19 protein-coding genes and 1 tRNA gene are annotated in these 19800 nt (G+C 60.7%); 2 read left to right on the top strand and 18 right to left on the bottom strand.

Translation table 11 applies throughout. The annotated features are described in order from the left end of the window. Positions 1 to 175: 175 nt before the first annotated feature. The 4 genes from KD146_RS04055 to acs all read right to left on the bottom strand — a co-directional run bounded on the left by KD146_RS04055 (position 176) and on the right by acs (position 5722). Positions 176 to 1354, bottom strand: a complete 1179-nt coding sequence (locus tag KD146_RS04055; protein ID WP_212657456.1) for an MFS transporter — start codon at positions 1352 to 1354, stop codon at positions 176 to 178. A gap of 190 nt (positions 1355 to 1544) precedes the next feature. After that, positions 1545 to 2342: a UDP-2,3-diacylglucosamine diphosphatase gene (locus tag KD146_RS04050; protein ID WP_212657455.1), complete on the bottom strand. Its 798-nt coding sequence runs from the start codon at positions 2340 to 2342 to the stop codon at positions 1545 to 1547. 103 nt (positions 2343 to 2445) lie between these two features. Next, the gene (locus KD146_RS04045) at positions 2446 to 3540 is read right to left on the bottom strand and encodes a glycoside hydrolase family 3 N-terminal domain-containing protein (RefSeq protein WP_212657454.1); all 1095 of its coding nucleotides are present in this window, start codon (positions 3538 to 3540) and stop codon (positions 2446 to 2448) included. A 235-nt stretch (positions 3541 to 3775) separates the two neighbouring features. After that, complete coding sequence (acs, locus tag KD146_RS04040) at positions 3776 to 5722, bottom strand: acetate--CoA ligase (protein WP_212657453.1); 1947 nt, start codon at positions 5720 to 5722, stop codon at positions 3776 to 3778. Between the two features lie 192 nt (positions 5723 to 5914). Between acs and KD146_RS04035 the strand changes: the two genes are divergently transcribed. Continuing rightward, on the top strand, positions 5915 to 6526 hold the full coding sequence (locus KD146_RS04035) for a GNAT family N-acetyltransferase (RefSeq protein ID WP_212657452.1): 612 nt from the start codon (positions 5915 to 5917) through the stop codon (positions 6524 to 6526). A gap of 17 nt (positions 6527 to 6543) precedes the next feature. Here the strand turns inward: KD146_RS04035 and KD146_RS04030 are convergent, their stop codons facing one another. The 5 genes from KD146_RS04030 to KD146_RS04010 all read right to left on the bottom strand — a co-directional run bounded on the left by KD146_RS04030 (position 6544) and on the right by KD146_RS04010 (position 10516). Further along, positions 6544 to 7869: a lipopolysaccharide biosynthesis protein gene (locus KD146_RS04030; RefSeq protein WP_212657451.1), complete on the bottom strand. Its 1326-nt coding sequence runs from the start codon at positions 7867 to 7869 to the stop codon at positions 6544 to 6546. Then, positions 7866 to 9044, bottom strand: a complete 1179-nt coding sequence (locus tag KD146_RS04025; RefSeq protein ID WP_212657450.1) for a lipid II:glycine glycyltransferase FemX — start codon at positions 9042 to 9044, stop codon at positions 7866 to 7868. The genes KD146_RS04030 and KD146_RS04025 overlap by 4 nt, the downstream gene beginning before the upstream one ends. A 108-nt stretch (positions 9045 to 9152) precedes the next feature. Continuing rightward, positions 9153 to 9926, bottom strand: a complete 774-nt coding sequence (locus tag KD146_RS04020; RefSeq protein WP_212657449.1) for a YjbE family putative metal transport protein — start codon at positions 9924 to 9926, stop codon at positions 9153 to 9155. 119 nt (positions 9927 to 10045) lie between these two features. Further along, positions 10046 to 10121, bottom strand: a tRNA-Lys gene (locus KD146_RS04015). Positions 10122 to 10309: 188 nt separating this feature from the next. Beyond that, the gene (locus KD146_RS04010; protein WP_212657448.1) at positions 10310 to 10516 is read right to left on the bottom strand and encodes a hypothetical protein; all 207 of its coding nucleotides are present in this window, start codon (positions 10514 to 10516) and stop codon (positions 10310 to 10312) included. Between the two features lie 417 nt (positions 10517 to 10933). On the opposite strand from KD146_RS04010, the gene KD146_RS04005 reads away from it, so the two are divergent. After that, entirely contained in the window at positions 10934 to 12043 is a 1110-nt protein-coding gene (locus KD146_RS04005) for a pyridoxal phosphate-dependent aminotransferase (protein WP_249327574.1), read from the top strand. On the opposite strand, the gene KD146_RS04000 is transcribed toward KD146_RS04005, so the two are convergent. The 9 genes from KD146_RS04000 to KD146_RS03965 form a co-directional block, all read right to left on the bottom strand. After that, positions 12018 to 12965 carry an endonuclease/exonuclease/phosphatase family protein gene (locus KD146_RS04000; protein ID WP_212657446.1) on the bottom strand — a complete coding sequence of 316 codons (948 nt, stop codon included), beginning with the start codon at positions 12963 to 12965 and terminating at the stop codon, positions 12018 to 12020. The genes KD146_RS04005 and KD146_RS04000 overlap by 26 nt on opposite strands. 106 nt (positions 12966 to 13071) lie before the next feature. Then, complete coding sequence (locus KD146_RS03995; RefSeq protein WP_212657445.1) at positions 13072 to 14631, bottom strand: 2-isopropylmalate synthase; 1560 nt, start codon at positions 14629 to 14631, stop codon at positions 13072 to 13074. Positions 14632 to 14746: 115 nt separating this feature from the next. Further along, a complete protein-coding gene (locus tag KD146_RS18325; protein ID WP_269369223.1) occupies positions 14747 to 14872 on the bottom strand; it encodes a hypothetical protein in 126 nt (41 codons plus the stop codon). A 92-nt stretch (positions 14873 to 14964) separates the two neighbouring features. Further along, positions 14965 to 15852 carry a PhzF family phenazine biosynthesis protein gene (locus tag KD146_RS03990; RefSeq protein WP_212657444.1) on the bottom strand — a complete coding sequence of 296 codons (888 nt, stop codon included), beginning with the start codon at positions 15850 to 15852 and terminating at the stop codon, positions 14965 to 14967. Between the two features lie 10 nt (positions 15853 to 15862). After that, positions 15863 to 16354, bottom strand: coding sequence for a heme-degrading domain-containing protein (locus tag KD146_RS03985; RefSeq protein WP_212657443.1), 492 nt, complete (start codon positions 16352 to 16354; stop codon positions 15863 to 15865). Between the two features lie 2 nt (positions 16355 to 16356). Further along, complete coding sequence (locus tag KD146_RS03980) at positions 16357 to 16830, bottom strand: GFA family protein (RefSeq protein WP_212657442.1); 474 nt, start codon at positions 16828 to 16830, stop codon at positions 16357 to 16359. Positions 16831 to 16982: 152 nt separating this feature from the next. Then, on the bottom strand, positions 16983 to 18002 hold the full coding sequence (gene ilvC, locus KD146_RS03975) for a ketol-acid reductoisomerase (protein ID WP_212657441.1): 1020 nt from the start codon (positions 18000 to 18002) through the stop codon (positions 16983 to 16985). 24 nt (positions 18003 to 18026) lie between these two features. Continuing rightward, entirely contained in the window at positions 18027 to 18677 is a 651-nt protein-coding gene (locus KD146_RS03970; protein WP_212657440.1) for a TetR/AcrR family transcriptional regulator, read from the bottom strand. A gap of 129 nt (positions 18678 to 18806) precedes the next feature. Next, positions 18807 to 19727: an AraC family transcriptional regulator gene (locus KD146_RS03965; RefSeq protein WP_212657439.1), complete on the bottom strand. Its 921-nt coding sequence runs from the start codon at positions 19725 to 19727 to the stop codon at positions 18807 to 18809. Positions 19728 to 19800: the final 73 nt, after the last annotated feature.

The raw sequence follows: 19800 nt of genomic DNA, 5'->3' as shown, positions 1-19800 counted from the left end.
AAAAAAGGCCCCGGGAAAACCGGGGCCTTTTTTCTTGAGGCATTTGGGGCCTTGGCGTGCTGCCTAGGCCTGAGCCCGGCCGACTTATCCACCAAGCCCAGGGTTATACAGGCCACGCATCGCAAGACGCTCGTACGGCATTACCCTGACTAGGCGTGTCCGCTGGCTGCTGCCCCTATTGGGCATCCTTGGGCGGTCGTATGCGCAGGGAGATCAGCACGCACGCCGTGGCCAGCACTGCCACCACTGATGAGGCAAAGAAGGCATAGCTGCCCAACCGCACCACCAGCCAGCCAAAGCCGGCCAATGCAAGCACAGCCATGCCCTGATTGAGCATATTGGCAAAGCCCTGCGCCTCGGCAGCATTGGATTCGTCGGTCCAGTTGGCGATGAAGTGCACAACGCCGAAATAGCCCACGCCAAAGCTGACCGCATGCAGCATTTGCACGACAAAAAGCAATTCTACGGGCGGATTGAACGCCATGACGGTGAAGCGAAGCAGGGAGGCAATGCAGGCGGCCAGGATCATGTTGCGGGCAGTGATCCGCCCGCCAAAGCGCCGCCATGCGAACATGATGACGGCTTCTGCCGCAGCCGCAATGGCGAGCAAGGGGCCAACGAAATAATTGGGGACACCGTTCTGGATCCATAGCAGCCCACCAAAACCGCCGATCAGGGCGTGGCTGGCATTGATCATCGCGAAGGCAATCAGCGGCAGCACGAACCACGGCTTAAGCGAGTCGCGCAGTTTGGTGGGCACCATGGTCGCCAACGTTTCGGCCTGTTCTGGCGCACGAAAGCGCGGCAGGAGCAGGCTCAGCCCGGCGCGCAATAGCGAGGTCGCCACAAAAAGCGGCGCGAAGGCATTGGCCCCAAACACTGCGAGCAGCACGCCGATGCCACCGGCCCCGACCACGTAACCCACCGTCGCCCAGGCGCGCACCACACCAAAATCGGTGCCATTGCGCCGGGTCATGCGCACCGACGCCGCATCAATGATAGGCGGGATGGAGCCGGTGAACATTGTCACCAGCGACCAGACCAGCATGACGCCCCAGAACTCGTTGACGAAGAACAGGCCAAAGGCCGCCGCCGCCGCAACAACGGACAGCATGACGATTACGCTGCGCCAATCCTTGGCACGGTCCGCCAGGCGCCCAATCAACATATTGACCGCCAGCAGGCACAGCATGGGAATGGAATTGATGATGCCGATCTGATCGGCGGGCAGCCCATGCTCGCTCAGCCAGATGCCCAGAAACACCGAACTGACCGCACCCGGCAGATAAACGGTGAACTGATAAAGCGAGGCGCGTGCTTCGGGGCTCGCAAAGCGCGAAAGGATCAGGGACATGCAATGAAAACTCCGGGCAAATCAGTGCCCGGAACCCTTGGTGCATCGACTGGCCAGACAACGCAAGCCCTCGATTGCAACGTTGCGACCATCCAGCCGCGCCAAAAGCGCAGCAGGATACCCAAGGCGGCGGATTGCCCCCGGCGCCAGCAGAAGCTGGCACAGGCAACTACGAGTGGTCGATCGGAGCTTAGGTGGCGGAGCGCCGCAGCCGGAATTTGCGGGGTTCGTCGGCGGCCATTTCGGTCCACTTGATCAGCTCGAACGCGCCTTCGGGCGTTTCCACGATCGCCGTGCAGCTTTCCACCCAGTCACCGGTATTGATGTAGTGGATGCCCAACCGTTCATGCATGTCGGCAAAATGGATGTGACCGCAGATCACCCCGTCCACGCCCGATTCCTTGGCCTCGTGCACCAGCGCTTCCTCGAAGCGGCCAATGATCGAAACGGCGTTCTTGACCTTCTGCTTGGCCCAGGCGCTCAACGACCAGTACTGCAGCCCCAGACGGCGCCGTACCCAGTTGATGGCGATATTGATGCGCAGCGCGGCGTTGTAGGCCCAATCCCCGACATGGGCGAGCCATTTGGCATTCATCACCACCACGTCGAACTGGTCACCATGAATGACCAGATAGGTCTTGCCGGTGGCCGTGGTGTGTACGGTGCGATCGACGAACTCGATCTCGCCGAAAAACGTGCCCAGATATTCACGCAGGAACTCGTCGTGATTGCCCGGCAGGTAGATCACCCGCGCGCCGGCATTGGCCTTGTCGAGCAGCAGCTGCACCAGCACATTGTACTCGGCAGGCCAGTGCCAGGCCTTGGCCAGCCGCCAGCCGTCAAGAATATCGCCGACCAGATAGATGGTCTCGGCATCATGGGCGCGCAAAAACTCGATGAGCTGCCCAACCCGGATCGGCTTCATGCCCAGGTGCACGTCCGATATGAACATGGCCCGAACTTTCCGGACTTCGCGGTCATCCGCCATCAAGCAACAACTCCTGCTTCGTGGGAGCGGACTTTATCCGCGGTTTGATCGCGTGGGAACCTTTGCAGTGCAGAAGGTGGGGAAACCAGCAGCGGGCGCCCGCTCACCGAATCCGGGCCTTCAGGGCCACGATGCGCTCATAGCTCTGTTCGATCCGGGCGGCAAACGCCGGATCGGCAGCAGCCTCGGCCAGCAGGATGTCCAGAATCTCCGGTCCCAGCCCCGCATGGTACTTTGCGGTATTGGAAAACAGCAGCACATCGAGCCCGGCGCGCACGGCCTGTGTCACGGTTTGGGCCGTGGTGAAATGATCGCGAATGGCGCCCATTTCCAGATCATCGCTGATCACCACGCCATCAAAGCCCAGCTCATCGCGCAGTACGCCTGTGATCCATTGCGGGGATAGCGATGACGGCGTCTGCGCGCCCGCATCGGCATATTTGGCGTGATAGAGATGGCCTGCCATGATCATGTCCACATCACCTGCGCCAATCAGGGCGCGATAGGGATCAAGTTCGGCAGGCTGCCAGCTTTGGGTAATGTCGACAAACCCCTCATGGCTGTCCGCGGTCGACGACCCATGACCAGGGAAATGCTTGAGCGCAGTCAGCACGCCAGCCGAATGGTGCCCGGCAATGAACGCGGCATCATAGGCGGCGACAATTGCAGGATCAGCGCTGAAGGCGCGACCAAACCGGGCAATCACCTGGTTCTTCGGATTGGTATTGAGATCGGCCACCGGGCCAAAATTGACAGTGAAACCCAGCTCGGCAATCGACGCGGCCATGCGCGCGTAGATAGTTTCGGCCTGGGCGGGGCTATTGCGGGCGGCAACGTCGCGGGCGCTGGGGATTTCACGGAAGCCGACATCCTTGGTCAGCCGTTCGACCGCCCCACCCTCCTGATCGAGCGTAATGAAGGGCGCCAGCGTCGGCGCAGCAGCGCGGAAGGCCGCGTTCATGCGCGCCACAGCGTCGAGACTTTTGATGTTGGTCTTGAGCAACATGACGCCGCCAAGACGACTCGCCGCTAGATCATCGCGCAGGGCGACCACCGCTGCGTCGTCCACATCGTCACCCTGAAAGCCGACGACAATCATCTGGCCAGCCATCTCTTCCAGCGTCGCGGCGGCCGCAAGGCTGGTCGACATTGCCATCAGGACGAATACGTAAAAAGCGCGAAAAACCACAGCAATCACAAGGCAATCCTGACTGGAATCATCAACCGACGATGCCCATGAAATCCAGTCAAAACAATGCCCTGACTAAAAACATCGTAGCTGGAGACACTTAGGGGGCTGATATTGCGCGAAAAAGGTGCAATTCTACCAAAGGCAACTTGGAGTGCGGGCCGTTTTTCAACCTTCCGGCCTGTGATGCCGTTGCCTTTGATCGGGCGGAGATCTTGGGATCTCCGCCCGTGACGTTTTCCGGCTAGCGGTTCTGCCGGTTTTCGATCAGATCATCCACAACGCCCGGATCGGCCAGCGTCGAGGTATCGCCCAATGCAGCGAAGTCGTTCTCGGCAACCTTGCGCAGAATGCGACGCATGATCTTGCCCGAACGCGTCTTGGGCAGACCTGGTGCCCACTGCAGCAGATCCGGCGTCGCAATCGGTCCGATTTCCTTGCGGACCCAGTTGCGCAGCTCGGCCCGCAGCTCGTCACTGGCGGTTTCACCAGCCATCAGGGTGACGTAGCAGTAGATACCCTGCCCCTTGACGTCATGGGGATAGCCGACAACGGCAGCCTCGGAGACCTTGGGATGCGCCACTAGCGCACTTTCAACTTCGGCAGTGCCCAGACGATGGCCGGATACGTTCAGCACGTCATCGACGCGCCCGGTGATCCAGTAATAGCCATCTTCGTCACGCCGGCAGCCATCGCCGGAGAAGTAGTAGCCTTTGTAGGTCTCGAAATAGGTCGAGACAAAACGGCCATGGTCACCCCAGATGGTGCGGGCCTGACTGGGCCAGCTGTCTGCGATGGCCAACACGCCTTCGGCCTTGGTCTGCTCCTGCAGCTTGCCTTCTGGAGACAGCACGATAGGCTGAATGCCGAAAAACGGCACTGTCGCCGAACCCGGCTTCTTTGCGGTTGCGCCGGGGAATGGTGCGATCATGTGACCGCCCGTCTCGGTCTGCCACCAGGCATCAACCACTTCGCAGCGACCCTTGCCGACCTGGTTGTAATACCACAGCCAGGCTTCGGGATTGATCGGCTCACCCACTGTGCCCAGCAGGCGCAAGGTCGGCATGTCGTGCTTTTCGACATATTGCGACCCCGCCCCCATCAAGGCGCGAATGGCCGTGGGCGCGGTGTGGAAGATATTGACCTTGTGCTTTTCGACCACCTGCCACATGCGGCTGGCATCGGGATAGGTCGGAATACCCTCAAACATCACCGTGGTCGCGCCATTGGCGAGCGGACCATAGACGATGTAGCTGTGCCCGGTGACCCAGCCCACATCGGCCGTGCACCAGAAAATCTCGCCGCGCTTGTAGTCAAAGCTCAGCTCATGAGTGAGCGAGGTGTAGAGCAGATAGCCGCCGGTGGTGTGCAGCACGCCCTTTGGCTTGCCGGTGGACCCCGAGGTATAGAGGATGAACAGCGGATCTTCGGCGTTCATCGGCTCTGGATCGTTGAATGGCTCCACGCCCGCAGCGGCCTCATGCCACCACACGTCGCGGCTGCCCTTCATGGCAACGTCGGCACCGGTATTGTGCACGACAAGCACCTTTGACACGCCGGGGCAGTCTTCGAGCGCCTTGTCGACATTGGCCTTGAGCGGCACGGTTTTGCCACCACGACGGCCTTCATCGGCCGTGATCACAACCGCAGAATCACAGTCATTGATGCGGCCCGCCAGCGCGTCAGGCGAAAACCCGCCAAACACCACCGAATGGACAGCCCCGATCCGCGCACAGGCCAACATGGCGTATGCGGCCTGGGGAATCATCGGCAGATAAATGGTGACGCGATCGCCCTTGCGGACGCCCAGCGACTTCAACACATTGGCGCAACGGCAGACCTTTTCGTGCAGCGTGCGATAGCTTATGTGCTCTGACGGCGCGTTTGGATCATCGGGTTCCCAGATGATCGCGATATCATCGCCGCGTTCGGCCAGATGACGGTCAATGCAATTGGCGGCAACGTTGAGAACGCCGTCTTCAAACCATTTGATCGACACATCCGGATATTCGAACGTGGTGTTCTTGATCTTTTTGGGAAACGTCACCCAATCCAGACGCTTGGCCTGTTCGCCCCAAAATCCATCCGGATCGGTGATCGAGCGCTGGTACATTTCATTGTACTGCTGCTCGGTCGTATGGGTGCGTGCGATCGCAGCCGCACTTGGCTGGAATACGAGCTGCTCGCTCATAGTATCCTCCCTTATCTCTCCCACCTCCGTTCTACTGACCCACCCCGTCAGGGGCAAGGGCTAGACGGTGCGACTTAGTGTGTAACAGGACCAATAGCTTGCCAGCACCGGCCATTAACCCCCTGTCGCTAAACTGGCGTGGTCATCAATTGCCGGTGACACAATCAAGAACCGCCACATGGGAGGTCGACGATGAGCGAACCCGCTGTCAGCCAGGAACAGGAATCAGCCCCAGCGCCACGCGCCCCGGTCTATCGCGCCGGCACCTATGCCGACATCCCGCTGATCCATGCCAAGTTGCACGAAGCCATCGAGACTTCACCCTTCTACAGCGACGAATTCAAGGCCTACGAGATGGCCCGGCTGACCAGAGAACATCTGGCGAGCCTGATCGATGCCGACCCCTTCCACATGCTGGTCATGCTGCGTGAGGGCAAGCCCGGCGGCTTCATGATCTCGGGGCCGGAACTGGGCACGCTGTGGCTCTACTGGTCCTATGTGTTCCCGGAAAACCGCCGCTCATCGCTGGGCATCTCGGCGATGCGCGCGTTCATCAAGCATTGGGATGACGGGCGTTTCCACAAGATCGCGACCTATACCAAGAATGGCAACGAAGCCGCCGCCGCCATTATGGGGCGGATGGGCTTTGAGCACATCGCCACGCTCAAGAACCACATTTTCGGCGAAGATTATCTGCTCTATGAACGCCCGCTCAACAAGACCGAGCCCGGCTATGACCACGGCACAGCCGGTGGCTTGCGCAACAAGCTGCGACGTCTCATCAAGCTGACAATGCAGCGCTAGGGCGCAAAGCCCCGTCGTTATTCGGCCGGCACCGTGGCGTTGCGACGATTGCGGAACCATTGCATTATCGACACGTCGAGCTTGGCTGTACGCAGCGCGATGAACCACAGCCCAACCGACCAGACTGTAATGGCGATAATGGCGCTGATTGCCGCGCCCATCAGCCCCCAGATGGGGACCAGCAACCAGTTGAACAGCACCAGCGATCCGATGCCCATGGCCACCGAAGGCAGACTGGCATAGGGCCGGTCATGAATTGACAGCACGATGGAGGCTGGCCCCATCACCGAGCGGACAACCAGCGCCAGCGACAGCACCGCCAGCGGCATGGCACCGACGGCAAAGCTGGGGCCGAACAGCATCAGCGCGAACGGGCCACCAATCGCCACCAGGACAAACAGTACGATTGCCAGACCACTGGCGACAAAGTTGGCATCACCGACCTTGCGGTTGAACGCTTCGCGATCGGAATTGGCTTCGCTCTCGAACATGTCTGGCAGCGTCACCGCGTAAACGGCGGCCACCCCAAATGACATCAGCGAGAAGATACGCGTGCACACACCGAAAATGGCCAGTTCTTCACGGCTCAAGCTATGGCTGAGCAGCAGCAGGTCGATATCGAAGAAGAAGTCCGTAGCCAACGAGATCAGCACCCATGGCAAGGCGAACCGCCACCAGCGCCGTGACTCCAGCATGCGCACAGGTGTGGTGTCGTCCAGCCGGGGCACCGAGGTGACCACGAAACCGAAATGCACCAGCGCGATCCCGACATAGCCAATGGCAATGGCCCACAGCATGGTCGCAAAGCCTTCGGGCGCCGAGGCAAAGCCCATGGTGGCCAGAAATGCTGCCATCACGATCATCGGGCGGAACATGGTATCGGCAAAAAATCCGGCCAGCGGGCGCTTCAATCCCACCAGCAGGGCGCCGTTGACGTAGACCATGGCCGTGCCGAAAGCGAGCAGGACCACAGGAATGAAATGGGTAGCCAGAACGGAGTCACCCTGCCCCAGCAGATCAAGCACCGGGCGGCCCGCAATCAGCAGCAGGATCAGCGCCACCACGACATGGGCATAGGAGCGTTTAAGGAACACCACGAACTGCTGGCGCTCGCCCCGCGCCCGGTATTCGGCGGCAAAATAGGTACCCACGGTGTGGAAACCCAGCGGCATCACCACGGCGATCAGATTGACCGTTGCGATAACGATCAGATATTCGCCCAGCAGCTCCGGCCCCCACATGCGGGCAATCAGCGCCTGGACCAGAAAGATCAGACCGGCACCGCCCAGACGGGCACCGAAGATGATCGTCGACTGCGACGCGAGCCGCCGGTGAATGCTCATTGCGCCGCCTCATTGCGGTCGGCGCGAACCTGGGTGGGCTTGGTCTTGGGATTGCGCCAGCCATCGACAACGCGGCGTATCTGATAGATGGCATCGCGTGCTGCAAAAGCGCCCGTACCCAGCAGATAGGCCAGCGGGTTGCTGGCGTAATTGGCCACCGGTGGAACCGGCTCAATGACCCCGGCGTCACCCACCATGCCTTTTTTGAACTGATGCAGCCCCTGAAAGCCGTCTGTGCCGCCCAGATCGTACCAGCGGGCCCGCGTATTATCGCGCAGCCAGCGAATGATGTGCCAGTGCATGAAGTAGCCCGCGCGCAGCGGCAGCGCCTGATCATTGGTGGCGCCGTAGAGATAGACCGCCCGATCTCCAGCCTTGAAGATCAGCGCGCCAGCAACGACGACGCCCTCATGGCGTACGAAGAACAGTTCGGGCCGCAGGGCCTCGTCGAGTTCCATCAGCGACGCGACGCTGTCATAGGCCGAATGATCAGAAAACTGCTTGCGATCGGTCATCGCGGTATAGAGCGCATCAAACTCAGCCAGCCGCTCCGGCCCGGCCCATTCAAAGGTCAGCCCGGCCTTTTCAGACTTGTTCAGATGATAGCGCCACTTCTGGTTCAGGCTTTTGCGCTGAGTGGCATCATCAAGCCGCAGATTGACGATATAGCGGCTCGGGTAGAGCAGTTGCGAGCCGCTCTTGAAGCCGCGCGCTTCGAGCCGCTGATAGGCTCCATTGACCGGGGTCGTGGATGCGCAGGCCAGCACCGAGATCATCTGACCGCGCTTGTCGGCGTAATCGGCGACCAGTGCCTCGATCATGCCCGCATGGATGGCATCGGCATCGGGCCGCGACAGATCCTTGAGCATGGGGCCCCATTTGGAAACCGCAATATGGCCCAGCCTCAATGGCAGCGGCTGCACCATCATCAGCGAGCCGCCAACAACCTCGCCATTGAGCAGGAACAGCACCGGCTCGTGCTCGACCGAAGGCCAGCGCGCCACAGCGAATGCATAAAGCTGTTCCTGACAGACCTCGTCGAAATCAGCGATCGCCTGATCCCACTCTTGCCCCGAGATCAGCTTCGTCTCGAGCACCAGAGCGGCCGAAGCGACGCGCGCCGTCTCGGGCGCGTCAGCTTGTGAATGACTCAATCGATCAGCGATCACGGACATATTGGGTTCCCACGCATGTATTTGCGCGGAAAATTAGGCCCCCAAGATGATCAAATCCCTATGACGACAGGGTAAATGCCGCAAAACTTGGTCCGTGGTTACCAAAGCCTAATGCGCAGCAGCCGCCGCCTCAACCGCGTGCGGTGTGTACAGCAGCGGAATTTCCGGCAGGGTGACGAACGCTCCAAGGCCCTCAAGAGCCATGCGGATGGCCACGAACAGGATGATCACCAGACCGACCCAGGCGATCCAGCGATAGCGATGCAGCAGGCCCGCAATGAAGGTTGCCGCCGCGCCCATCATCACCACCGACAGGGCCAGACCGATGATCAGCGCCTCGAAATGGTGCTGCGCCGCGCCGGCAACTGCCAGCACATTGTCCAGCGACATCGAAACGTCGGCAATGATGATCTGGATGATCGCCTGACGCAGTGTCTTGCGCGGCTTGCCCGAAACCGTGCCGTCAGCATTGGTGTCGGAGTCCGAAAGGGCTTCCTGTGCATTGTTCTCATCGGCATCGGAGGTCGCGAGTTCGCGATACATCTTCCAGCACACATAGAGCAGCAGCACACCACCAGCGATCAGCAGCCCGCCGCCAAGCGAGAGCAACTGCGTGGTGATCAGCGCAAAGAAGATGCGCAGCACAGTGGCCGCCAGAATACCGATCAGAATGGCCTTGCGGCGCACATCCGTGGCCAGACCTGCAGCAGCCAGACCAATGACCACTGCATTGTCACCAGCCAGAACCAGGTCGATCAGAATGACTTGAACTAGCGAGCTGAGAAAACTCGGATCAATACCGAACATGCGGAAGGCCTCGTTGCAGGGCTGAATACTGGTCAGGGCTATAGCCCCACCGTATCCCAGTTGAAAGGGTATCACGGCACCAATCAACCAAAGTCTGAGGATTTGTGCGTGTTTAGGTTGCCTGGGACCAGTCCGGCCAATCGGCCGCACCTGCCCCGGAGGGGAAAACACACGTCGATTTCGGATGAGGACTTTGGTGGGCGAGCACGGGTTCGAACCGTGGACCCGACGATTAAGAGTCGTCTGCTCTACCAGCTGAGCTACTCGCCCCTACTGGAGCTTCCAAAGTAGGCGCTCTCTAGCAAAGGGATTTCGCGCTGTCTAGCGCCCTTTGTCACTTTCCTTCAACTCAGGGCAGCCAGAATGTCGCAGGGGGGGTATTGCCGGCATCGGCCGCACAAGGCAGCGCCGGAAAAATGTGCCGGCAGCGCACGGGGCCGCCGACACATCAATGCGGGTTACTTCGACACGGCATGGAGATCACGATAGGTCGCGAAATCCAGCACATTGCTCGTTCTCTTGACCGGCAGCTCGGGCAGATCATCGATCAGGCTGATTGTCCGTTTGACGATATGGAGTAACTGGCGCGACTGACTATCGGCGCTCTGCAGTACTGCAGCCGCCCGCTGCAGATGCTCCCGCGCCACGGCATGGGTAGGCGACATTGCACTAAGCTCCTTCAAAGAATCGCTGTAAGGCCATCGCCCACTGGCGACGCGGCTGGGAATGTGGGCGCGTGTGCTTACGCGGACCTTGCCGGACCCAGTGGCAATTGAATAAAATTGGCATGAATCAAATACTTCCCAGAGACCGCCTTTGTGTGGCGCTTAGAGCACCATGAACTCGCTCAGTACCTGTGCAAAACTATGGGCAAGACCAATTGACACTAACGTCCATAAATTCATCACCGCGACCCAAAATTGCCTGCAGAACAAGCAAACAACAGTCTTTGGACTTCTAAATGATTGTTCTTCTGCGGCAATTAAACTGAATCCTGATCGGCTCCGCTTGGCCGATAATTCCAGATGGCCAGACCGTAATCTGCCGCTAACATGCCGCAGACCAATCCGAGAGTTGATCCATTGCCCCGCCCCCGCCTGGCGCCCATCGCCGCCGCCCTGCCCGATACCGTGCCCTTTACCGGTCCCGAAACCCTTGAACGCCGGATGGGGCAGCCATTTCTGGCGCGCCTGGGTGCCAATGAAAGCCCGTTTGGCGCCGCACCAGCCGCTCAGGCGGCCATGGCAGCAGCCCTGTCGGCGGGCTGGAAATATGGCGACCCCGAGAATCATGACCTTCGGCACGCGCTGGCTGGCCATCATGGCGTCGAGCCTGACCATATCATGGTGGGTGAAGGCATTGACGGCCTGCTTGGTCTCGCGGTCCGCCTATACGCCGCTCCCGGCGCGATTCTGGTCACCTCCTTGGGCGCCTATCCCACGCTGAACTATCATGCCGCCGGTTTCGGCGCGCGGGTGGTCAGCGTCCCTTATCGCGACAATGCCGAAGACCTCACCGCGCTGGCCGCCATGGCCCGCCAGCACGCCGCGGCCATTGTTTATCTGGCCAACCCCGACAACCCGATGGGCAGTTGGCATTCCGCGGAGGCCGTTGAGACCTTCATCGACGCTGTGCCGACCAACACGCTGATCCTGCTCGATGAGGCCTATGGCGAGTTCGCGCCGCAGGGCACCCTGCCCGCGCTCGACACAAGCCGCGCCAATGTGCTGCGCCTGCGCACCTTCTCCAAGGCTTATGGCATGGCGGGCCTGCGCTGCGGCTACGCCATTGGTGACCGCCAGACCATTGGCGCCTTCAACCGCGTGCGCAATCATTTTGGTGTCAACGCCGTTGCGCAGGCTGGCGCGCTGGCCGCTCTGGCTGCGCCCGACCATCTGGCCGACGTACTGGCACGCACCGGTGCTGCGCGCACCCGCATTGCGCAGATTGCAACCATAAACGGATTGCGCCCCCTGCCCTCAGCCACCAATTTCGTGACCATTGATTGCGGCCGTGATGCGGCCTTCGCGAGCGGACTGCTTGATGCCCTGGCCCGGCAGCGCATCTTTATTCGAAAACCCATGGCGCCTGGGCTCGATCACTGCATTCGCATCAGCGTGGGCAGCGATCTCGAGCTGGACCTGCTGACCCAGGTCATGCCCAATGCTATTGCGGCGGTGCCAGCAGATTGACCCGGGCCCACAGGGCCCGGTGGTTTGAGCCATAGCTGTCGGCCACGGCTGAAATCTCATCGATTACCACATCGCCCCGTGTGAACATGTTGTCGATCGGCACGCCCAGCGGTCCCAGGCGCACCGGCCAGGTCGCCGGATGCCACGGCGGCGGCACCAACCCTGTTCGCGCGCTGAAATCGGCCACCTGATCCGACCAGGCCGCAGCATTGTAGTCACCTGCCACAATCACCCGTCCCTCAACCGCATTGATCACCCGGGTGGCACGCTGCAGTTCAGACCATGAGGCCTCGTCGAAATAGGGCTTGGACAGGTGCATACCCGCCACGGTCACTGGCACATCATTGATGACGGTCTTGACCACCGCCAGCCGCTCCCGGGGGATGGGTGGCATCAGGAACATGCGCGCATCGGTGATTGGCGTCCGAGAGAAAATCGACAGATCGCAGCTTTTGCGATCATCACAGCCAAAGCGATAGGGCAAGACTTCGGCGATCTGATCGAGATAGCCCGCGATGCCCGGCGTTTCCATGATCACCGCAATGTCTGGCGCAGCCGAAATGATATAATCGGCTGCCGCCTTGCCATCGCGGCTCGCCAGCACGTTGTAGCTGAGCACGTTGATGGTGGTCAGGGTGTCGCCGGCAATTTCTGCGCGACGCTGATAGCCTTCAATGATCGGCAGACTGCCCTGCCAGAGACTGACCGCCATCATGGGGATCACCAGCAAGGCCCGCCAGCGCGCCCCCGCAAACAGCAGGACGCCAGCGAGCGGCAGGCCCAGTGCAACCAGATGAAACCGCAGTGTCTGCAGCAGCTCGATACCCGGCACGACGACTGGAAAGCTGATCATCAACAGGACCGCGGCGTACGCCATGAGCCCAGCGGTCGCCATTCCACGCAACTCGGCCTGCAATTTCATGAAATGCTCCGGGATCGGTCCAGACAGACTGGTGCCGCAAGCGGACCGTCAGTGCAAGAGGTCGCTTGGCGGGGCACCTTTGCACCCCAACCAAACAACTGACCGCTTAACCCGCCAGCGCACCCTGTGCCGAAGCGCCGCGTTCAATCAGCAGGTGATTATAGGCATTGAGATAGGCCCGCGCTGACGCCACCAGCGTATCAGGCTCGGCCGCATTGCCCGAAACGATCCGGCCGTTCAGTTCCAGACGGACATGCGCACTGGCCTGTGCGTCGGTGCCGCCGGTCACGCCGTCCACGGCGTAGAGCACCAGATGCGGCTCCTGCCCCACCGCCGCCTTGATGGCGTTGAAGATCGCATCGACCGACCCGGTACCCTCAAAGGTCACGGACGTTTCGGTTCCGTCAATGCTCAGCGTCAGATCGCAGCTGTGCACACCACCGGTCTTGGATACCACCTGCATATCGACCAGACGGATACGATCACCGACCGAGCCGACTTCGTCATCCACCAGCGCCACGATATCGGCGTCGTAGACATGCTTCTTGCGGTCCGCCAGATCCTTGAAGCGCTGAAAGGCCTCCTGGAACGCGTTGTCGCCCAACTCGTATCCCATCTCGCGCAGCTTGTCCTTGAATGCAGCGCGACCCGAATGCTTGCCCATGACCAAGGTGGTTTCCTTGATGCCAACGCTGGCGGGGGTCATGATTTCATAGGTCTCGGCGTTCTTGAGCATCCCGTCCTGATGGATGCCGCTCTCATGGGCAAACGCATTCTTGCCCACGATGGCCTTGTTGTACTGCACCGGGAAATTGGCAGCCGCCGAAACGATCCGGCTGGCGCGTGCCAGATGAGTGGTCTCGATTTCGGTATGATAGGGCATGGCGTCGCCGCGCGTGCGCAGGGCCATCACCACTTCTTCGAGTGCCGCATTGCCGGCGCGCTCGCCCAGACCATTGATCGTGCATTCGATCTGGCGTGCACCACCGGCAACACCCGCCAGCGAGTTGGCAACAGCCAGCCCCAGATCATTGTGGCAATGCACCGAGAAGATTGCCTTGTCGGCACCAGGCACGCTCTCGATGATCTGCTTGAACATCGCAAAATGCTCGTCGGGCACGGCATAGCCCACCGTGTCAGGCAGGTTGATGGTCGTCGCGCCAGCCTTGATGGCTGCATCGACACAGCGCTTGAGAAACTCCATCGGCGTGCGGGTTGCATCCATGGCCGACCATTCGACATCGTCGATCAGATTGCGCGCCTGCGCCACGGTACGCGAGATGATGTCGATCACCTCGTCCTCGGTCTTTTTCATCTGGTGAGCCAGATGGATCGGCGAGGTCGATACGAAGGTATGGATGCGCCCCTTCTGGGCGTGCCGCACGGCTTCGCCGGCCCGGTCAATATCGGCCGTGATGGCGCGGGCGAGGCCGGCAACCGTGGCGCGCTTGACCTGCTTGGCCACTGCAACCACGGCTTCAAAATCGCCGGTGGATGCTATCGGGAAGCCCGCTTCGATGATGTCCACGCCCATATCGTCGAGCGCTTCGGCGACCTGCAGCTTCTCTTCGAGAGTCATCGTCGCGCCGGGCGACTGCTCGCCGTCACGCAGTGTGGTGTCGAAGATGAAGACGCGGTCTTTGTTGGTGTCGGTGGAGGTCGTCATGGTCTAGTTCCCATCAGGTGGCCCAGAGCAAAGCTCTCACAGGGCCGGACATTTGCTGTGCGGCATGTGGCGTAATCCCCTGACGACCCGCTCGGAAAATCCGAGCTGCCGGTGATCAGGGGCTGATAAGAAGGAGTAGCAGTGCGGCGGGCAGCAGCAGCAAGCTGGCAGCAACGATCAGGCGCGCCCGAAGGGCGTCGCTCTGGCTGATTGCAATGGCTTGAGCGCGGTTGCGCGGCATGGATCAATTCCTGATTTATAGTAACAATGCGCGAAAGCTGGCCCCGGTGCAAGCCCAACGGCACAGACAAGGTGTCTTTTTGCTGAACCGGGTCAGTCGCCCAGGTCCAGCACCCCTTCCCCGACAATCACCGCATGGCCTCCAATGCCGCCATGCACCAGCTCGCCCTGCTCCTTGCGCAACTGGATGCTGATGCGGCATGGCCGCCCCATTTCATGCCCCTGGCGCAGCACAAAATCCGACTGTCCCGTTGCCAGATTGGCGTGCTCGGAGAGCAGGCCGATCAGCGAAGCGGCCGCTGAGCCGGTGCCCGGATCTTCGCCAACACCCATGCCGAACATGCGCGCCGCCAGATCATTATCGGGTTCATTTGGCGTCAGCGTGAACACATAGGCCGAGTGGTGCTCGTGCTTGAACACGGTGTTCCAGATGGCGTTGTTGACGGTGATGCGCTTGAGCGCATCGGCATTGCGCACCGGCACCAGATGGTAAGGCACACCTGCAGAAAACACGGCGGGACGATACTCGTCACAGCCGATATCCTCCACCTCAAGCCCGAGCGCCTGCGCAATGCCCAGCGTATTGTTGAGCTCGGCGACCCGACCGGGCAGCATTGGCAGCCCGAAACGCGCCTCGCCCGAACGCTTGTCCTTCTTTTCAAACAGCGCCGTCACAAGACCGATCTTCTCCTCGATCCGCACGGCGGTGACCTTCTTGTGCAGACCCAGCACTACCGCGCTACCAATGGTGGGGTGACCGGCAAACGGCAGTTCCTCATGAGGGGTGAAAATGCGGATCGCGGCTGTGTTGCGCTCGCCCTTGGGCTTGAGCACGAACACAGTCTCGCTAAGGTTGAACTCGCGGGCGATCGCCTGCATCTCGCCATCCAGCAGGCCGTCACCCTTGGTGACCACGGCCAGCTGATTGCCCTTGAGTGGGCTGTCGGTAAAGACATCCAGCAGCAGATAATCCAGCTTCATCACTGTCGTCCTATTCAGCAGCCAATCGGTAGGTGTCGCGGCTCTTGCCCAGATGGTCACACAGCATGTCCACGACCACGCCATGATCCTGCCGTCCAGGCAGCCCCGAAACTGTCACGCAACCGATGATGCCGGCATTGAGCGCCCGAATGGGAAAACCGCCGCCGGCGATGACGAAGTCTGCCGGATCGGCACCCGACTGAGGCGAGAACGGCACCTCGCCCCTTTCAAGCACCATGCGATAGCTGGCCTTGTGGAACCGCCGCACGGTATTGATCTTGCGCCGTACCCATTCGGCATTGTCAGCACTGGTGCCGGCCGTCGCTGCAAAGAACATCTGCCGGTCCCAGCTGCGCACATCGATCACGATGCCAAGGCTGTCCGCCAGCGCCCGCTCGCGCAGGGCGGACCCCAGCGCAAAGGCCACGTCCTCATCAAACTGGGGCAGAACCAGTTCCCGTTCCTGCTGTTTGACCAGCGCAATATCGTCTTGGACAGTCATGTTCAGTGATCCTTGCCAGTCAGTTCGGTCCAGGCTTTGTTGAGCGGTTCGCGGTCGCTGGGCTGCCCCGGCATATTGACCAGGTCCGGGTCAAGCTTGACCCATGCCGCCTTGCTGTCTGTCCAGATATTGCCCACCGGCTGGGCCCAGTCGAGATCGTCCAGAGAGCCGGCACGTAACACCATCATGCCCGGCGCGGATTGCGGCAAATTCCACAACCAGCCGTGGCAATGGGCGCAGAACTGCATTGAAATGATCCGACCGCTTTGCGATGGCTTTTCGTAAGTCGCAAGCGTGCCGCTGAGCTGCTCGACATTGTCGCGACTGGTGGTCACCGACATCGACCATGCCGCACCCGAAAAGCGCTGGCAGTCCTTGCAGTGGCAGTTATAGACCGACATCGGGCTGGCCTTGAGCCGATAGCGCACCGACCCACACTGGCAGCCACCCTCAACTGGAAATTCCGGCAAGCTCATCGCACCCTCCTCGACTCGACTATTTCTAGGTCCCGGGGGCTTTTAGCCCAGTTTGGCCACCATCAGAAGTCTGGGCTGCCGCACACTGCCCAATCTGTCAAAAAAACAGGGGCCCCGAAGGACCCCTGCAAAAACAGCCAGTTGATAACGACTTAGTTCTTTTCCTTGTCGACCAGGGCGCCGGCCTTGATCCAGGGCATCATGTCGCGCAGCTTGCTGCCGACTTCCTCAATCTGGTGCTCGTCGTGCAGGCGACGGGTCGCCTTGAAGCGCGAACCACCAGCCTTGATTTCCTGCATCCACTCGGAGGTGAACTTGCCCGACTGAATGTCGTGCAGCACGCGCTTCATCTCGGCCTTGGTCTCGGCAGTGATGATGCGCGGGCCGGTCACATACTCGCCCCACTCAGCGGTGTTGGAGATCGAGTAGTTCATGTTGGCGATGCCGCCCTGATAGATCAGGTCGACGATCAGCTTCACTTCATGCAGGCACTCGAAATAGGCCATTTCTGGCGCATAGCCGGCTTCCACCAGCGTTTCGAAGCCAGCACGGATCAGTTCAACCACGCCGCCGCACAGCACAGCCTGTTCACCGAACAGATCGGTTTCGCACTCTTCGCGGAAATTGGTTTCGATGACGCCCGAACGGCCGCCGCCAACACCCGAGGCATAGGCCAGTGCGATGTCATGGGCGTTGCCCGAAGCGTCCTGATGCACAGCGATCAGGCATGGCACGCCGCCACCCTTCTGGTATTCGCCGCGCACGGTGTGCCCTGGACCCTTTGGCGCGATCATGATCACGTCAACAGTGGCTTTTGGCTCGATCAGGTTGAAGTGCACGTTCAGACCGTGGGCGAATGCCAGCGCAGCGCCGTCGCGGATGTTTGGCTCGATGTGCTCTTTGTAGATGTCGGCCTGCAGCTCGTCCGGCACCAGCATCATGATCACGTCAGCCCACTTGGAAGCGTCGGCAACGCTCATCACCTTGAGGCCCTCGCCTTCGGCCTTCTTGGCCGAGGGGGAACCGGGACGCAGGGCGACGACCACATCGGTGATGCCCGAGTCACGCAGGTTCAGCACATGGGCATGGCCCTGGCTGCCATAGCCGACAATCGCGACTTTGCGGGATTTGATGATGTTGAGATCGGCATCACGATCGTAATAGACGCGCATGGGTTGCTCCCTTGAAAAGCGGTGTTATGCGTTATTGGCTTTTGCCCCGTACAGGGCAAAGAACTGGTCGGTCGCGGATTTTACATCCACGTCGATATTGGCTTCGACATTGGCCTGGGTCAGCGAGTTATCGCCAAGCAACAGGCGGATCTGCACATCGCGGACAACGAGGCCGAAAAATGTACGATAGGCGTCTTCGCTGCTGGTGAAGCGCAACAGGCGCGCATCGCGACCAGCCTCGAGAATGGGTTTGAGCCGGCGGCGAATAGCCATGGGCCCATTCTCCAGCACGATATTGCCCAGACGATCTTTTTCTTGTGCCGCATGGGTCACAGCCGTGCGGTTGAGCGTAATGGACACCTCACCGGTGATCACCGTCAACAGGTCACGGGCAAATTGCTCAATGCTGGCGCGCAGCACCTTGGCATTCAGACCCGTGCGGTCCACCTGCGGCATGCGCACTTTGGCGGCCTGCCATTGCACGGTTGCCGTGAGCAGCCCATCACGGTCCCCAAACCACTTGTAGAGCGTTTCCTTGGAGCATGAGGCGCGCCGCGCTACTGCGGTCATGGTCAGCCCGTCCCCGTTCTCCACGAGCAGATCCAGCGCCGCCGTCAGCACAGCCTGCTGTCGGGGGGTGAAAATCTCTTCGTTGACCTTGATGGTCACGGGCACAGCCAGTTCCTCGCATCACAGCCGAACGGTTTCGGCCAATTTCGTTCGATGCGTACCGTACGGTACGGTTCTATGCAAGTGAAATGTTCCGACGTCCGTGCATTCATCCCCAGGGCAGTGCCAAGGCCCTCAGGTTCCGGTGGGCACATCAATCGATGCCCCGTTGGCGCGGGCATAATGCGTCGGAGGCATGCCCACGAAGCGGGTAAAGGCGACACTGAATGCGCTGGCCGACGCATAGCCCACTCTCTCGGCAATCTCCTTGATTCCCCCTTCATGGCGCCGTAACAGGCTTTTCGCCAGCGCCATGCGCCAGGCAATCAGATACGCCATCGGCGACAGACCCACCGCTTTGCGGAACCGCGCGAAGAACACCGAGCGCGACAACGCCGCCTCGTTTGCCAGCTGCTCCACCGTCCAGTCCCGTTCGGTGCGTTCATGCATGCGGCGCAGCGCGACGGCCAGCCGCGCATCGGCCATCCCGCGCAGCAGGCCCGGCGAGGCCGCGGTGTCAGATGCCGAGCGCAAGGCCTCGATCAATAGCACCTGCAGCAACCGCTCCAGGATCATCTCGCGCGCTGGTCGATCATCCAGCGCTTCGCCCCGGATCAACTGGACAATGGTGGCCAGTCGCTTTTGCCCGCGGACATGGACCAACTCCGGCAGGAGCGCCATCAGCAACGCCGCATCGGGCGATCCGAACGCCAGACGTCCCACCAGCGCCCGCATGTTGGGCGCCCCATCGGGATCGCCGTGCCGCGTTTCGCCTGCCAGTTGCGTGACCGCAAACGCATCATTGTCTCCATCCTTCTCAAGGCTGGCCAGGGTAAACTGATGGGTGGCCGGGATCAGGAAGAAATCACTCTCGCCCAGATCGCGGTCATCTTGTCCCGGCAGGGACAACCGGGCGCCGCCTTCGAGGATGACGCAAAACAGCGGCTGCCCACCCCCACTACCATCCACCCGCCAGACGCCCGCGCCACTGGTCGCTTTGGAAAACGGCAGGCTGGGCTGCAGCAGCGCCACCACTTCGGCAAACGGATCGGTCATTTCGGACTATCTCTAACAGAACGCGGACTGAACATGATAGAAAGTCCAGCGGCGGTCGTCCACATCTCTGTCA

This window comes from Devosia litorisediminis, from assembly GCF_018334155.1.
GTDB lineage: Bacteria > Pseudomonadota > Alphaproteobacteria > Rhizobiales > Devosiaceae > Devosia > Devosia litorisediminis.
This window is presented reverse-complemented; position numbering and strand designations above follow the sequence as displayed.

Bases quoted from the DNA above. Each gene is read 5' to 3' on its own strand.
- KD146_RS04000 (WP_212657446.1), bottom strand. From the start codon at position 12,965: ATGAAATTGCAGGCCGAGTTGCGTGGAATGGCGACCGCTGGGCTCATG.
- KD146_RS03965 (WP_212657439.1), bottom strand. From the start codon at position 19,727: ATGACCGATCCGTTTGCCGAAGTGGTGGCGCTGCTGCAGCCCAGCCTG.
- KD146_RS03990 (WP_212657444.1), bottom strand. From the start codon at position 15,852: ATGAAGCTGGATTATCTGCTGCTGGATGTCTTTACCGACAGCCCACTC.
- KD146_RS03985 (WP_212657443.1), bottom strand. From the start codon at position 16,354: ATGACTGTCCAAGACGATATTGCGCTGGTCAAACAGCAGGAACGGGAA.
- KD146_RS04025 (WP_212657450.1), bottom strand. From the start codon at position 9,044: ATGTCCGTGATCGCTGATCGATTGAGTCATTCACAAGCTGACGCGCCC.
- KD146_RS04035 (WP_212657452.1), top strand. From the start codon at position 5,915: ATGAGCGAACCCGCTGTCAGCCAGGAACAGGAATCAGCCCCAGCGCCA.
- KD146_RS04050 (WP_212657455.1), bottom strand. From the start codon at position 2,342: ATGGCGGATGACCGCGAAGTCCGGAAAGTTCGGGCCATGTTCATATCG.
- KD146_RS04055 (WP_212657456.1), bottom strand. From the start codon at position 1,354: ATGTCCCTGATCCTTTCGCGCTTTGCGAGCCCCGAAGCACGCGCCTCG.
- KD146_RS03980 (WP_212657442.1), bottom strand. From the start codon at position 16,830: ATGAGCTTGCCGGAATTTCCAGTTGAGGGTGGCTGCCAGTGTGGGTCG.
- KD146_RS04010 (WP_212657448.1), bottom strand. From the start codon at position 10,516: ATGTCGCCTACCCATGCCGTGGCGCGGGAGCATCTGCAGCGGGCGGCT.
- acs (WP_212657453.1), bottom strand. From the start codon at position 5,722: ATGAGCGAGCAGCTCGTATTCCAGCCAAGTGCGGCTGCGATCGCACGC.
- KD146_RS18325 (WP_269369223.1), bottom strand. From the start codon at position 14,872: ATGCCGCGCAACCGCGCTCAAGCCATTGCAATCAGCCAGAGCGACGCC.
- ilvC (WP_212657441.1), bottom strand. From the start codon at position 18,002: ATGCGCGTCTATTACGATCGTGATGCCGATCTCAACATCATCAAATCC.
- KD146_RS04030 (WP_212657451.1), bottom strand. From the start codon at position 7,869: ATGAGCATTCACCGGCGGCTCGCGTCGCAGTCGACGATCATCTTCGGT.
- KD146_RS03995 (WP_212657445.1), bottom strand. From the start codon at position 14,631: ATGACGACCTCCACCGACACCAACAAAGACCGCGTCTTCATCTTCGAC.